The sequence below is a fragment of the Pumilibacter muris genome (assembly GCF_943193045.1).
GTDB lineage: Bacteria > Bacillota > Clostridia > Christensenellales > Pumilibacteraceae > Pumilibacter > Pumilibacter muris.
Genome location: NZ_CALPCN010000003.1, coordinates 147,149 through 163,384 on the forward strand (window position 1 = coordinate 147,149; position 16,236 = coordinate 163,384).

Consider the following 16,236-nt stretch of genomic DNA (forward strand, 5'->3'; position numbering starts at 1 on the left):
CGAGAGCCGCCGCGTTCAACGCATAGTGTAGTAGATTGCTTCGCTTGCGCTCGCAATGACGGTAAAAAAACTTTGCGGGGCATGGAACTTGCGGTTACCGCTCGCAAAAGAGCGCATTTTAAGTTATAAAAGGAGAAAATTATGAAAAAACTGCTTAGTTTGTTTTTCGCCGCTATTTTGAGCGTATGCACGCTTGCGGCTTGCCGTAGCGACAATCCGAAAGACGACGTTCCTCCCGATTACACGGGAAATAATCCGAACACCCCGCCCGACGGCGACAATAACGATAAAGAGCCCGACGACGGCGATATTGAAGTGAACGTAGACTATTCCACATACGGTTCTTTTTGGCTTCGGAGCCACGACTATAAAACTATGCCCATAACGGCGTTTAACGCGTGCCCGCCTAAAATAGGGGAGTATACGCATAACTATCTTGAAAGCGAGCAAACTTTTAAGGATTACGCCGAAGCTCACGTTAACACCATGATGGGAATGAGCGAAAACACCGCTTCCGCGCAGGTTGAGCAAGCGCTCGATTGGTGCGCGCAAAACGGGATTTCTTACCTTGTGGCATGCGGCGGCGCCGACAATATAGTGAACGATTCCATTGTTAAAAGCACGCTCATGCGCGTTAAATATCACGACGCTTTCGGCGGCGTTATGCAGTTTGACGAACCGGGAAGAACAATGTTCGAAAATTTGGCTATGAGCAAAACCAAGCTCGAAGCTATTATGCCCGCCGAAACTAAGGGCGCGCTTTGGCATTGCAATCTTTTCCCGCTCGGCGCAACAGAGCGACAGTATTATCACCGTGTAGACACGTTGCCGTTGCCCGATTCCGTTCCGAGCTACACATTCGAACAGTATGTTTCCGACTATGTGGAAATTTGCAAGCCGCAAGTTTTGAGTTACGACAACTATCCGCTCAGAGGCGCGTTCCCGAAAGTAGGAAACACATATTTCGAGAACATGTCGGTTATGCGCAAACATGCAAAGCAGATAAACGTGCCTTTTTGGGTATACGTTCAGGCGTGCAGTTTCAGCGCAAACACGCGCATTCCCCAAGAATCGGAAGTTAAATGGTTGGTAAACACTTCGCTCTCCTACGGCGCGAAAGGTATTCAATACTTTACGGGAGTTATACCGAACAGTAATTCTATTGAGCATTTCAACGGCGGACTTTTCGACCTTAACGGAAACAAAACGCAAGTTTTCGAACATGCGAAAAAAGCCAACGCGCAAGTTGCGGCGGTAGACGAAGTTTTAATGTGCTCGCACTCGAAAGGAGTTATGCAAATAGGCGCTATGCCGAATAAAGAAACGCTTGCCGCCGAAGACTTGCTTGCTTCTTACGGCGTGCTTTCGTCGGCGCAGGGCGCGCACTCGCTAATCGGCTGCTTCGACTACAACAAAAAAGACGCCTACTACGTTACCAACAATTCGCTGAATGAAGCCGAAAAACTCACTTTGAATTTTACCGAAGAGGTGAGCGGCTATATTGTGCAGAACACTTCTAAAACCGCTTTTTCGGGCGATTCGCTTAAACTCGATATGGCGGCGGGCGACGGCGTTTTGATTGTGATAGGCTGAAATTAAAGCTATACGGTCGCGTCGGATTCGGCGCGGCCGTATTCTTATAAAAAAAACAATTCGCGCTTTATAAGCGTTTTAAAAAGAGGTTTAAACTATGAAAAGAAACATTTTTCTGTCGGTTGCGGCGGCGATTATGCTTTGTGTGGCGGTGTGCGCGGGGGCTTTTGGGGGAATATCGGCAAACGCCCAAACGCGAGAGGAAAACAAGCTTTCCGACTTTGCGGAAAATTTCGAAAGCTACCAAACCGACGCTTTTATAGAAAACGTTCCGAGTTTTACCGAGAAGTGGGAAAACAACGTTTTGCGCGGCGGCGAGGCTCAGGGAATGGACTCACACTTAAAAGAAGCGGCTAAGGTCGTGTACGAAAACGGCACCGACGGAAACAAGGTTCTCGAGGTGAAAAACATGACGGGCGCCGACACGTTTTTCTATATAGGACCGGGCAACGATTTTCGCGTTAAAAATTTCGACGCGTCGTTAAAAGTGAAATTCCGCACCGAAGGGGTTGCCGAGCGCAGTTGGGTAGGCTTTTCGTTTCGTAAAAAGACGCAAACCCACTATACGGGCACAAACAATTTGCTGTTTTTCGTGCAACGTTACAAAGTTAATTCCGAAGTTAGCGGTCATGCAATGGCGATTATAGGAAGCGGCTCTCCGTCCGATTTGAAAGACATGGGGCTTTTATACGGCGACAAGCTTTCGCTCAATACTAAAAATTACAAAGTGCCCGGCCTTGCGGCGGAACAGGATTCCGACTTTATAGAAATAAAACTCGAAGCGCGAGGCAACAACTACAAGCTGTATGCGAACGACTCGGTTTTAATAGATTGCACTTTCGACGTTTCTCTTTTCGACTACTTCGGAAAGCTCAGCGTTAACTGTTGCTCCGCCAACGTGCTTATAGACGACGTTAAAGTTGCGGTGCTCGACGAAACGTTGCCGCCCGAAATTTTGCCGTTGCCGTCGCCCGAAGTTACCCTCGACGAAGCGGGCAAAAAGATAAGCTGGGAGCGCGTTGAGGGCTCTGAGGGCTATGTTGTGAAAATAGGCGACAGAGAAGAAACGGTGTTCGGAACGTCGTTCGACCTTTCTAAATTGCAAGCGGGCACTCATGAAATAACGGTTACCGCAATCAGCGGCGACACGTTTGAAAACTTGAACAGCGCGCCGAGCAATAAAGTGACGTTTACGGTAAACGGCGAAAAAACCGAAAAAGCGAGCGGCTGCGGCGGCTCGGCTACCGCCGCGAGCGTAACGGGAGCTTGCGTGTTTCTTGCGCTCGCGTCAGGCGTTCTTGCGTTAAAACGCAAAAAGGAGAAAACAAAATGAAAAGAAGTTTGGTTTCGCTTATGCTCTGCGGCGCTCTTCTTGCGGTTGCGGGGTGCGGCGGCAAGCCGCCGAAAGAGGAGCGTGAAAAACTTGAAAACGTTGTGGATTTCGTTTTGGAAATTCCCGAAGGGCGTGACGCGGTTGTTTTGCAACTCACCGACATTCAAATTATAGATTCCGACCAACAACGCTATCCGGGCAGATTGCCGAATTTGGTTGAGGAATGGAAGCCCGAGAATATGGAGAAGCTGGCGTTTTCGCACATGCGCGAAATAGTTGAGCGTGTAAAGCCGGATTTGATTGTGCTTTCGGGCGACAACGTTTACGGAGAGTTCGACGACAACGGAACTTCGCTCGCCGCGCTTATAAAGGAGATGGAAAGCTACCAAACCGCGTGGACTCTTACTTTCGGCAATCACGACAACGAGACGAGAAAAGGAGTTTTGTGGACTTGCGAGCAATACGAAAAAGCGGAGCATTGCCTTTTTAAACGCGGACCTGTAGAATCGGTTCACGGCAACGGGAATTTTAACATAGGCATATCGCAAGGCGGCAAGCTTACCGAAGTGGTTTGGCTTATGGACTCCAACGGGCATACCGATTCCGATTCCGACCAAAACATGTATTCGACGCAGGGGCTTTTTCCCGACCAAATAGAGTGGTTCATAGAGCAAAACGAGAAGTTGCGCAAATTTAACGGCGGCGTTTCGCCGAAAAGCATAGGCTTTTTTCACCACCCTTTGCGCGCGTTCGGAAACGGGCTTCAAAAATACGGCTACACGTCGGGCAGACACGATTTTTACGGAGAGGACGGTTCCGCCGACTTTAAGAAAATCGCGGTGCCCGAAAATTCGGCGGGCGACTGCGGCTATATGAATAAAGACGCGGGTTCGTATATAGACCAAGAATACGAGTTTCACGAACTACTTAAAAAGTACGGTTGCGAGGGTTGGTTCTTCGGGCACGACCACGAAAACAACGCGAGCGTAACATACGACGGCGTGCGCTACACTTACGGTTTAAAGGCGAGCGAATACGATTCTTACATAAGTTCGGTGCTCGGCGGCACCCGCATAACGGTGGGCGAAAACGGGTTGAAAGTTATGCACGAATATTTGGGCAAAAAGTGACGCTAAAATATAAATTTAAACTTTCCTGTTTGATTTTGCGCCCGTAACTGTGGAAACTTGCCAAAAATCGGGTGGGTTCGCCTAATAAATTTTATCCGAGTTTAAATTTTGTTGCGCTATGTGTGAAAATGGTGTATAATGTATTTGCAAGCGTTCGTCTTTTTTCGGCTTATTCGCCGCTTTCGGGCTTGCGCGAAATCGTTTTCGGGAGTGCGCATTTATGCAAGAAAGAAATCAAACTTATTTAAGGCGAAAGAACAAAGAGGACATAATAAATTTGTTGCGCGAGCGTTCGCAGTCGTATTCCGAAATCGCTCGCGCTCTAAAACTTTCGAATACCGCCGTAGGCAAAATCGCGGACGCTCTCATTGCCGACAATCTTATTTTGCGCGACGGCGACACTAAGGGAAGAACGGGCATAAACCTGCAAATAAACGCCGATTTCGGCTACGTTGTGGCAATCGACTTATCGGGACGCAAGCTTACGGTGTGCGCGGCGGATTTTAGGAGCAACGTTTTGGTGAGGCGCGAAATCGCCGAAGTGGTGAGCTTTTCCAAAAGCGACCTTAACGCGCTTATAGACGCGGTTCGCGGCATAGTGAACGGCGAGGAATGCAAAGGGCGCAGGCTGTGCTGCATAAGCATAGCGTCGCCCGGAATAATAGACCGCGCGAGCGGCGAGTTTTTGCTCAATCCGCGCTTTAAAGGTTTTAAAGGCGTTTCGCTCGAACAGGTTTTTTCCGAAGAATTCAAATGCCGCACCGTTGTGCGCAACGACATAAATTTGGCTTTCGAGGGCGAAAAAGTTTACGGCACGTTCTTAAAAGACGTTATGAACGCGCTAATGTTCCATATAGACGTAGGAACCGGCGCGGCGATAATAATAGACGGCAAAGTGTACGAGGGCACTCACGGCTTTGCGGGCGAAATAGGTTATTTTAAACTGAACATGTTCGCCACCGACCCCAACGGCTTGGAAAACTTGAACTACGCTAATTATTACGACAGTTTGTCGCTTTATTCCTCGCTTGCAATGGTTATGCGCGAAGTGTTGGCAGACCCGGCGTGTCCGCTCGCGGTGCAACTGAAAAGCGAGGGCGTAGACCCGCACGACGTAACCATTCGACACATGGTTGACTCTTACGCGTCGGGCGACGTTATGGTGCGCCGAATTATAGACGCGTCGGGGCGGGTTATAGGAACTGTTGCCAACAATTTGGCGGAGTTTCTCGATATAGACACCATTGTGCTCAGCGGCACGGCGGTGGAACTCGGCGAAAGCTTTTTGGCGGTTGTGGCGTCTTGCCTTAACGGAAAAACCGTGCGCTTTTCGTCTCTTATGGAAAACGCGCCGCTTATGGGTGCGGTAAACACCGGACTAACTCAGGCTTTTGCCGACAATATTTAACACTTAATTTACCAACTTCGGAGCTTACATGACGACACGCGAATTTTGCAAAAGCGAACTGAATAAATACGTTAAAAAAATTACGGGCGAGACGGGCGCTATCGAGCTATATTGCGCCGACGGCGCCGACCTTTTCGAAGAACGTTACGTTATAAACGTGACGGGCGGGAAAGGAAGCATAACCGCTTCGCGCCCGCGCGCGTTGTTGCTTGGGGTATACGATTTTTTGCGCAGAGTGGGTTGCGGATTTTTGCGTCCCGGCGATAAGGGCGAGCGTATTCCGCGTAAGCCGCTCGGCAAGCTTACCGCTCATGCCGAAGTAGTTCCGTCGGCGCGCCACAGAGGAATAACAATAGAAGGCTCGGTGTCGCTCGAAAACGTGCTCGCAATAGTAGACTGGGCGCCGAAAGTAGGATTTAACAGCTATTTCATTCAGTTTAGAACGGCGTTCGAATTTTTCGACCGTTGGTACGGTAAGCGCGGCGAAAAGTTTACCGAAGAGAAAAGCGCCGAGTTTGTGCGGCGCATAATATCCGAAATTAAACTGCGCGACATGGTGTATCACGCGGTGGGGCACGGCTGGACCACCGCTTGCATAGGAGTGCAAGCAAACGGTTGGAAAGGCGCGGAACTCGCTTTGCCCGACGATAAAAAAGGGTTGCTTGCCGAAACGGGCGGAAGCAGAAAGTTTTTTAACGGCATACCTCTTAACACGCATTTGTGCTATTCTAACCCCGAAGCCCGCAAGCTTATGGCTGAGGAAGTTGCAAACTATGCGCAAGCTCACCCCGAAATAGACGTTTTGCATTTTTGGCTTGCCGACGACTCGAACAATGTTTGCGAGTGCGCCGAGTGTCGAAAAAAGCGGATTTCCGACTGGTACGTTATGATGCTTAACGAAATCGACTCGCTTTTATCGGAGCGCAACCTGTCGGTTAAAATATGTTTTTTGGTATACCTCGATTTGTACTGGGTTCCTAAGAGCGAAAGCATTAAAAATCCCGACAGATTTATAATGATGTTCGCGCCCATATTCCGCACTTACACCACGCCTTATAGCGACGTTTGCAACGGAAAACCGCTCGAATACGAATATAACAAAGTTAAGTATCCGAACGACGCGTCTACATATTTGCGATTTTTGCGCGATTGGAAAAATATTTTCGCGGGAGAATGTTTCGACTTCGATTATCACCTTATGTGGGATATAAACCGCGATTTCGGGGGCGAAAGACTTGCGCAGGTGTTGTTCGAAGACATTCGGGCGCTCGAAAAGCTTGGCATGCAAGGCTATATGAGTTGTCAGCTTCAACGCGCGTTTTATCCCAACGGGCTGGCGTTTTATCTTATGGGCAGAGCGCTTGCCGATTCCGAACTTTCGTTCGACGCAATTCGCAACGAATACTACGAGGGCGCTTTCGGCGGCGCGGCGGAATATGCGTCCGACTTTTATAAAATGCTCGAACGCACGGTAAGCTTTAAGTTTATGAAAGAGGAAGAGAGCGGAGACGCCGCGTTGCCGGGATTTTACGAGGCGCAAAAACAGATAGAAAAAGAGCTTGCGCGTATGCCCGAGCCCGACGACGAAATTTGTGCCGAAAGTCTTGCAATACTGCGTTTTGCGGCGGAAAACACCTTAAACATTGTGAACGTGCTCGTGTTGCAGCTTACGGGCGCGGACGAAAACAGCGTTAAAAAAGCGGATGAAAAACGCAAAAAGTTTTTTAACGACGGCGAACTGAGATTTCAGCCGTATGTTGACGACTTTTATCAAAACATGATTGTCGATGGAATAATAGCGGCTAAAAAGGTGGGAATATACGCCTGACAAAATAGGCGCATATTCTGTTCGGAGGAAAAAGTATGGAATGGATTTGGGCGGACGGCGACTGCGCGCCCGCGTATGTGGAGTTTTGCAGTAAGTTTACGGTTAAGGGAAACGGCGCCGTAACTTTGCGCGTCGGCGCCGATTGGGAATACGCCGCTTACATAAACGGCAAACTTGCGTGTTTCGGGCAGTACGTCGATTCGTTCGGCGTGAAAACGGTTGATACTGCGGATATAACCGAATTTACTGTTAAAGGCGAAAACGAGTTTAAACTCGTAGCCCACCATATAGAACGCGATTATTCGGTGTGTAGGGTTATATCTCCTTGCGCGGCTTTCGAAATCTTTGAAGGCAAGCACTCGGTTGCGGCAAGCGGAACGCATACCGACTGCCGCCGTTACGCTTTTATTGTTGACGAAGCGGACGCGGTTACTCCACAAGTAGGTCCGTGTTGGCGTTACGATTTTACTTCGCCCGAATTGCCGTTTAGAAAAGCGGTTGCAGCGAAAACCGAGTTTAAAGAGCGTCCGCGCCCTATAAAAAGATTCGAACTTACTCCGCCGATTAAATCGGTTGTTTGCGCGCAGGGAATTTATAAATGCGAACGCGAAGGAACTGCGGCGGAACGCATGCAACACGCGTGGCTTTCGGCGCGTCGGTTTTCTGACATGACGGGTTTAAAGAGGGTGGAAAGCGCTTCTCTCGATAAGTCCGTAACGTTTAAAGCCGACGGCGACGGCGGAATATACGTTGTGCTCGACTTGGGCGCCGAAACTGCGGGATATTTGTTGTGCGACGTGAGCGTGCCCGAAAATTGTTCCGCAATGCTCGGGTGGGGCGAACACCTTGCCGATTTGCGCCTAAGAACGGCTATGGGAGAAAGAAACTTCGGTATAGCGTTGTCGCTTAAAGCGGGGCGCAATTCTATTTGCGACTATTTGCACCGTTTGGGTTGCAGATACGTTGCGTTGTTTGCGGATTCGAGCGAACTCACGCTAAACGGATTGACTTTGCGCGAGGCCCTATATCCTTTCGCCGAACTTAAAAAGGATTGGGGCGACAGACTTTTGAACGAACTTTACGACGCGGGCAAGCGTACCCTTAAACTGTGCGCTCACGCTCACTACGAAGATTGCCCTTGGCGCGAACAGGCGTTGTACAGCATGGATTCTCGCAATCAAATGCTTTTCGGCTACGGCGTTTTCGGCGAACTCGATTTGCCGCGAGCGGCGTTGCGCGATATTGCGGCGAGCATAACCGCCGACGGGCTGCCCGAACTGTGCCCGCCCGCTCGAAACACAATAACCATTCCGTCGTTCGCGCTTTATTGGTTGCTCGCGTTATATGAAAATGCGCAACAAAGCTATTGCGGCGAATTTGTGCGGGAGTTGCTTCCCGCCGCCGAACGCATGTGGCGCGCGTTTGCCGAACGTCTCGGCGAAAACGGTGTGGCTTGCTTCACGGCTAAACGGTATTGGAATTTTTACGAATGGGTTGACGGGCTGGACGGCGGCGCGTTTTTCCGCGACGACGACATACCTCAAACTTACGACGCAATTTTAACGGCGCTGTTTGCTCTCGCGTCGCGCTCGCTCGGCAGTTTATATAAAACTGAGGGCTATGCCGAAAAGTCGGCGGAATGTTTGCGCACGGCACAAATGGCGGAGGCGTCGTTTGAAAAGTTTTACGATAGTAAAAGCGGACTGTATGCGTCGTTTATAAGCGCCGACGGCGAAAAGTTCGGCTTGCACGGCTACACGCAAGCGGTTTTGGCGGCGGCGGGAATTGCGCGCGAACGCGCCGAAAAGGCGGTTGCCGCGCTCATGAATCCGCCCAAAGGAATGGGCGAGTGCACGTTCGCCACTCTTCAATGGAAATACGACGCAATAATGAAATACACTGCCGACAAGGATTTTTGCATAAACGAAATTTGTCGCGTTTTCGGCGGCATGCTTAAAAGCGGCGCAACGTCGTACTGGGAAACCGCGCTCGGAGAAGCCGATTTCGACGACGCGGGTAGCTTGTGCCACGCTTGGTCGGCGGTGCCGTGCTACTTTATGGATAAATATTTGAGCCGCAAATAAACGGAGAAAAAAGTTATGTTGAGTTTGGCTAAAATTTTTACCGACGGAATTATTTTGCAACGCGGAACTCCGTTTCGCGTTTGGGGTTGGGCGGACGGAGACGTGCGCCTTTCTCTTTTTTCGGAGAAAGGCGGCGAGCCCGTTTTTCGAACAGTTTGTAAAACAGCTTCGGAGAATAAAGAGTTTAACGGGGAATTTCCCGCCGTAACCGACACAAACTCTTTCTATTATATAGAAGCGGAGTGCGGCGAAGAAAAAATTCGTTTTAAAGCGCGTTTCGGCAACGTTTATTTGGCGGCGGGGCAAAGCAATATGTCGTATTCTTTGGGCTCGGTGGAAAAGTGCGACGAAATTGCGGCGCGGGCGGCGAAAGCCGAAGTCGCGTTTCTCGCTCTGTCCGAAAAACCGTTTACCGACGTATCCGAAGTTACTCGCCCCGTGTTTCCGTTGCGTGACCTTGCCGACGATTACCGTTGGCTTAGCGGGTCGAGCAAAGAAATATACGGAGTTTCGGCAATCGCCGTAGCTACCGCCACTGTTCTGTATGAAAAAACGGGAGTGCCCACCGCGTTTATAGTGGCGTCTATGGGCGGCTTGTGCATAGAATCGTTTTTGCCGCGCGAAGTGGCGGAAGCGGATTGCGAAGTGCTCGAATTTACCCGCGAGGTTGGGCGGTATCAACCGATAGAATCGTATAATACTGCGGGCGTGCGAAATTACACTCAGCTTTCGGGCGTTTTCAACGAAAAAATAGCGCCGCTTTCGGGATTGTCGTTTGAGGGAATCGTTTGGTATTTGGGCGAAAGCTCCGCGTGGGATTACAGGTTTGCTCGAATGTTTAAAAAAGAGCTTAGCTTGCTTGTTAAAACGTATCGCGCGATGTTCGGCGGAACGTTCGCGGCGGTGGGAATCGCGTGCGAATATTACCCTTACGGCGATGCTCACGGCTACGAATATATAAACGAAGCGCTTGCTTCGCTCGAAGAAGAGTTTGCGCATTACCGATTTGTGCCCATTCACGATATTGAACCGCGTTGGCTGAAAGAGGACGGCGACTTATATTACCATCCCATTCATCCCGTGAATAAGTTGCCGCTCGCCGAAAGGGTGGCGGATACTCTCGTTAGCGGGCGTAAGTATCCGCGAATTACCCAAGTGTTTTACGAAAAGGGAAAGGCTGTTTGCAGTGCGGAAAACGTTTGCGGCGGTTTTAAACAAGAGAGCGTATACGGTTTTACGCTTGCGGGTGCCGACGGGAAATATTATCCCGCAACGGCTGAGGCTGACGGCTCGCGCATAGTTGTGAGTTGCGCCGACGTTAGCGAGCCGTGCTCTTTAACTTACGCTTTCAAACTTTACCAAAACGGCTGCGTTCTGCACGACGCGAGCGGCGCTCCGCTTTTACCTTACCGCACAAAGAGCGAAGCCGTGCGCGACGGATACTGTTTTACTCCCGCATATCTCGAATTGAACGGAAACCAAACTTACGAAAACTGTTTCGGTTCCGACGTGGGAACTTGCCGAAAGGTTGCCGTTTGGCAAAGCGGCGAAATTTACCGTAGCGCCGATGTGAAAATCGAAGTTGCGAACGGAACTCTATGCGCCGAAGCGCAGCCCGATAACGCGGACTATTTCATGTTCGGAATATCGCCCGCAGTGTGCCTTTCGGGGCATAAGTCGCATCTTGCCGACTACCGCTATCTTAATTTCGAGCTGTGCGCGGAAAAAGGAGAGGTGACTTTTTTGGGCGCGGTGGCGCGTTCGTCGAGCGGCGACGTTTACCGTTTCGAGCTTTGCAACGGCGCGAACTCAGCGCAGTCGTTGCCCGTAGGCAAAAAATTTAACCGCTTTGCCGTGAATTTAAGCAAAGGATTACGCTGCGACGGCGCGCCGCTCGAATTTGCGAAAGAGTTAAGGAAAAACTTTGTTCAAGTTGAATTTTTGTTCAGAAGCAAAGTTCGCGCCATAATAAAATTGCGCAAAATATCGCTTTCCGACACTAACGATTCGCGTAAGCTTGCGGAAACTGCGGCTCAAATTCCTTCCCGCGCCGACACGAAATTGCCGGACTGAAAATTGTTGTTTTGGCGGTAAAGCCGCGAAGTCGGTTTAATATTAGTTTTTAAAAACGGGTAAAAATCATTACCCGTTTTTTGTTGCGCAAAATAAAAAAAATTGCAAAATAATAGAAATTTTTTTAAAAAAAGTATTGACAAATGCCATTTCATGGTATATAATAAAACTAACTTAACAGGTTCAGTAACTTTTCAAAATCATAGAAATCGGGTAAGATAAGAAAAGAGAGGGTTTAGAAGATGAAGAGATTTTTAGCGGCCGTTTCCTTACTGCTTACAATGATGTTTATGTTGTGTTCGTGCGGCACTAATCCGCGCGCCGATTCTACGCAACAAGAGTATACGCTTCCTATCGGCGAAGGCGAACGTCAGCTCACTATTTACTATAACCGTTCGCTCGGCTACGACGATTGCGACGTTTGGCTTTGGTACGGTTCGGTTGCGGGCAGGGGATATGCTTTCCACGAATGCGGCTACGGCGCGAAAGTGGTTGTGAACGTGCCCGAGAGCATAGACGAAGTGGGATTTATAATCAGAACGGGTTGCTCCGAACCCGGCGGCACGAGTTGGGGAACTTGCAACAAAGACGGCACCGACAGCGACCGTTCGGTTAAGCTTACGGGGCGCGAAACCGTTATATATACCAAAGCGGGCGACGGAAAGTCGTATACAAGCTCCGACGGAGGAGTTACGCTCGAAGAAATGAAAAGCATAATGCTTGCCGACTTGCAAACTCAAACGCGTATTAAATACGTTTTGAGCGCGGGAATGAAACTCGAACTTTCGGATATAAAACTTAAAGATTCCGAAGGCGTGGAAGTGGAAATTAAAAAGGTGGAAACAAATTATTCGAACGGCGTTATAGAAACCGCGTCGCCGCTCGATATAACCAAACAATATTTTCTTTCTATTGCCACGTTAGAGCCGGTGAACGTTGTTCCGCGCAGTTATTTCGACAGCGAAGAATTTAAGTCGCAATACGTTTACGACGGAAAGCTCGGAGTGGAGCTCACAGAGAATCAAACGGTGTTCCGTTTGTGGGCGCCCACCGCGTCGGAAGTTAAACTCAATCTTTTTGCGGCGGGTAACGGCGGAACTGCGGAAAAAACGGTGTCGCTCGTAAAAGGAGAAAAGGGCGTTTGGAGCCATACCGAAAATTCCGTTTTAAACGGAAAGTATTACACTTATACCGTAACTACTTCGGCGGGCAAGCAAGAGGCGGTAGACCCCTACGCGGTGTCGGCGGGGCTAAACGGCAATCGCGGAATGATTCTCGATTTGTCGGAAGTAAGCCCGAACGGTTGGACGAACGTTCCTTTTAAGCCCGAAGGTGTGGAAAACTATACCGACGCTCAAATTTGGGAAGTTCACATACGCGACTTTTCCAACAAAATCGCGTCTTCCGAATATAAAGGGAAATATCTTGCGTTTACCGAAACCGGTCTTAAAAACGAAGCGGGGCTGTCGGTTGGCGTAGACTATATTAAAGAACTCGGAATAACTCACGTACATTTGCTTCCCGCGTTCGACTACGCGTCGGTAGACGAGAGCAAAAACACGCAGTTTAATTGGGGCTACGACCCTAAAAACTACAACGTTCCCGAAGGAAGCTATTCCACAAATCCTTCCGACGGCAAAACGAGAGTGCTCGAATTTAAGCAAATGGTGCAGGCTTTGCACAAGGCGGGCATAGGCGTTGTTATGGACGTTGTTTACAACCACACATACGAAGGCAATTCTAACTTTAATAAAATAGTTCCTTATTATTACTACCGTTTCACGAGTAACGGAAGCTTTTCGAACGGTTCGGGTTGCGGCAACGAAACCGCGTCCGATAGGGAAATGTTCCGCAAATTTATGTTGGATTCTATACGCCACTGGCAAACCGAATATAACGTGGACGGTTTCAGGTTCGACTTAATGGCGTTGCATGACGTTACCACAATGCAGCAAATTGAAAAGTCCGTTCATGCGGTTAATCCGAAAGCTCTTTTATACGGCGAGGGTTGGACGGGCGGAACGAGCGAACTCGACGTAGGCTCGCAAAGCAAGCTCGCAAATCTTAAAAACGTGAACGCCGAGTCGAAAACTAACGGAATAGCTATGTTCAACGACGTTATACGCGACGCGGTTAAAGGCTCGGTGTTCGACGCGAAAGACGTCGGCTTTGCTACGGGAGCCAAAGCGGAAGCGTCGGCGGGAGTTAGGTTCGGCGTGAACGGGGGCGTGGCTAACGCCGCGTTCGGAGCTACGGCAACGGGCGGTTGGGAAGCGTATAATCCCACAAACATAATAAACTACGTTTCGGCGCACGACAACAACACTCTTTGGGACAGAATATGCTATGTGTACGGGGAAAAGCAAGAAACGCTATCCGAACGCATGCGCAGAAACGCGCTGAGCGCGGCGATAGTTCAAACTTCGCTCGGAGTTCCGTTTATGCAGGCGGGCGAGGAAATGCTGAGGTCCAAAAAGAACGCCGACGGCACATACAACGAAAACAGCTACAATGCGCCCGATTCGGTGAACAACCTCGACTGGGGCAAACTCACTCATGATTCGCCGCAAAATATTATGTCGAACTACTACAAGGGGCTTATAGCTTTCCGCAAATCTTGCGAAACGTTAAGGCTTGCGTCGAGCGACGGCGTTTGCTCGCTCGTTTCGGCAAAAGGCGCTTTCCTTTCGTTCACAATGACGCACCCGTCGAGCGGAGAACAACTCTTTGTGATTTACAACGCCGAAGAGGAGAGCAAACAGGTTTCGCTCCCCGCAGGCAGTTGGGATTTATACGTTAACGCGTCGCGCGCGGGCAACACGGCGATAGAAAGCGGACTATCCGGTTCGCAGACGGTTGAAAAGCTTGCGTGCTATGTGTTTAAAAAAGCGCAATAACGCGAAAGATAACGTTACGGCGCAAAAAAAGGTCGAAAAAACAAGATAAAATTTTTTAAAGGGTATTGACAAAATAAGGAAACGTGTTATAATAAAAATATAAGACAAGCGAATAAACATTTTTTGCCTGAAAATAGGGTACCCTATTTTATATTTGTGTAGGTATACACAAATATAATAAAAAAGCTTAGCTAAAAGGCGGCTGCGCCGCCAAAGACAAAAAGTTTTTGTTTCGGTTTGCTCGCGTAAGATGCGCGTGTAAATAAAAAAATCATATTTGGGAGGAGTAAAATGAAAGTAAGAAAGTGGTTGTGTGTTGTGACGGCTCTCGTCATGCTATTAGGCGTGGCTACGCTCGCAACGGCGTGTTCCGACAAAAAAGGGGACACAGTGGAAGTTACATGGTACAGCGGCAGAACGGCGCTCAGAACGGACGACGTTAAGCCCGGCACAAAGCTCACAAGCTGGACGCCCGACAGAGAAGGATTTGTATTTATAGGTTGGTATGCCGACCAAACGTGCGATACCGAATTTGATTTCGACAAAGAAATTAAGTCGGCAACAGCTGTTTACGCGGGTTGGCGCCCCGAAGTGCTTCCGCAAGACACCCGTTTATGGTATGCAATCGGCGGCGGCGCGGGAACGATGAAAGCGAGCAACTGGCAGTTTGCCACCGAAGCCGAAAAAGTGGGCGAAGAATATAAGCTCGACGAAAACGGCTACGCCACGTTCACCGTTAAAGACGGATTCGAAGAGCTCATTCTTCAAAAAACGGACAAGACGAACGTGTTCACTCTCGAACTCACGCTTCGTCCGAGCGATAAGTTCCGTATTATAACGGGCGCTTACAATTCCGACTGGTCGGGCGACAAAAGCAAAGCCGAAATCGGCTTAGGCGACTTCGAAGGTTTCGAATATGCTGCCGGCACGAACCCCAACGGAGGAACCGAAGTTACCAAAGAGGACAAAGCTTACGGCGAAGTTAAAAACGACAAAGGCGAAGTTGTGTTCTACGGCGGAATGGAAAACGGCAATTACAGCACCCACATGTGGAACGCTTGGCTTGCCGACGGCAAAGACGGAAAATACAAATTTACCGTAACCGTATATCCCGGTTACGACCGTTTCAACACAATCGAATGGGAACTCGTTGAAGCGCTCGAACCTCTTAAAGAGACGCACAAGATGTATTTTGTCGGCTCGATAGGAGAAGACCCCAACAGTTGGTATGACCCCGTTGCGAGCGAGGGAACGCCCAACTATCTTACAAAAGGCGAAGACGGCGTGACCTGGACGGGATTCTTAACTATTACCGAAGACAATTTCGTTTCCACTTGGGGCGAGGAACAAAACGGTAAGGCTTGGATAAAAGTTAAAAACGAAATAAGCGGAAACGATTACGGCGTAGACGGCGGAATGAACAACATTCCTCTTACTGCGGGAACTTGGTGCGTAACCTACAATTCCGAAACCAACAAGACGGCATACGAAAAATGCGATTATTATGTTGTGGGCACGTTCTACGACAATACCGCAAAAGCTCCCGTGAACTTTGCGGTTAAAGCGGACGTAACTCCCGCTCTTACGGGTAGCGGAAATACCTATACGGCTCAGATTACCGTTACCGATGTTTCGGCTATTGAAGGATTTACTTGGCTCAAAGATAAGAACGCCGTTTTTGCGATTAAAGTCGTGTTCGGTTCGAGTCTTGGCAATAAAGACTGGTACGGTGCGCCTGATAACAACAGCGAAAACGTGTATCTTACGGCTGCAGGAACTTACACCGTAACGCTTACGCTTAACGGAACAAGCGGTTCTGTTACCGCAGTTGCGGTAGCGGCATAACGCAAAAACAACAAACGCGCGTTTCCCGCCGCATTAAAAACGGCG

General features: G+C 49.3%; 9 protein-coding genes. All 9 read left to right on the plus strand.

Features of this window, described 5'->3' with window-relative positions:
* Nucleotides 1-141 precede the first annotated feature (141 nt).
* The 9 genes from NFR62_RS05265 (at nt 142) to NFR62_RS05305 (ending at nt 16,191) form a co-directional block, all read left to right on the plus strand.
* Nucleotides 142-1,593, plus strand: coding sequence for a hypothetical protein (locus NFR62_RS05265; protein WP_251615330.1), 1,452 nt, complete (start codon nt 142-144; stop codon nt 1,591-1,593).
* A 97-nt stretch (nt 1,594-1,690) separates the two neighbouring features.
* Entirely contained in the window at nt 1,691-2,926 is a 1,236-nt protein-coding gene (locus tag NFR62_RS05270) for a hypothetical protein (protein WP_251615333.1), read from the plus strand.
* Nucleotides 2,923-4,056, plus strand: a complete 1,134-nt coding sequence (locus NFR62_RS05275) for a metallophosphoesterase (protein WP_251615336.1) — start codon at nt 2,923-2,925, stop codon at nt 4,054-4,056. Before NFR62_RS05270 ends, NFR62_RS05275 begins: the two co-directional genes overlap by 4 nt.
* Nucleotides 4,057-4,276: 220 nt before the next feature.
* Nucleotides 4,277-5,464, plus strand: coding sequence for an ROK family transcriptional regulator (locus NFR62_RS05280; RefSeq protein ID WP_251615338.1), 1,188 nt, complete (start codon nt 4,277-4,279; stop codon nt 5,462-5,464).
* A gap of 28 nt (nt 5,465-5,492) precedes the next feature.
* Nucleotides 5,493-7,292, plus strand: coding sequence for a DUF4838 domain-containing protein (locus NFR62_RS05285; RefSeq protein ID WP_251615342.1), 1,800 nt, complete (start codon nt 5,493-5,495; stop codon nt 7,290-7,292).
* A gap of 35 nt (nt 7,293-7,327) precedes the next feature.
* Nucleotides 7,328-9,376 carry an alpha-L-rhamnosidase-related protein gene (locus NFR62_RS05290; RefSeq protein WP_251615345.1) on the plus strand — a complete coding sequence of 683 codons (2,049 nt, stop codon included), beginning with the start codon at nt 7,328-7,330 and terminating at the stop codon, nt 9,374-9,376.
* 15 nt (nt 9,377-9,391) lie between these two features.
* The gene (locus tag NFR62_RS05295) at nt 9,392-11,449 is read left to right on the plus strand and encodes a sialate O-acetylesterase (RefSeq protein ID WP_251615347.1); all 2,058 of its coding nucleotides are present in this window, start codon (nt 9,392-9,394) and stop codon (nt 11,447-11,449) included.
* Nucleotides 11,450-11,691: 242 nt separating this feature from the next.
* Nucleotides 11,692-14,346, plus strand: coding sequence for a type I pullulanase (gene pulA, locus NFR62_RS05300; protein ID WP_251615350.1), 2,655 nt, complete (start codon nt 11,692-11,694; stop codon nt 14,344-14,346).
* Nucleotides 14,347-14,637: 291 nt separating this feature from the next.
* The gene (locus tag NFR62_RS05305) at nt 14,638-16,191 is read left to right on the plus strand and encodes an InlB B-repeat-containing protein (RefSeq protein WP_251615352.1); all 1,554 of its coding nucleotides are present in this window, start codon (nt 14,638-14,640) and stop codon (nt 16,189-16,191) included.
* Nucleotides 16,192-16,236 lie beyond the last annotated feature (45 nt).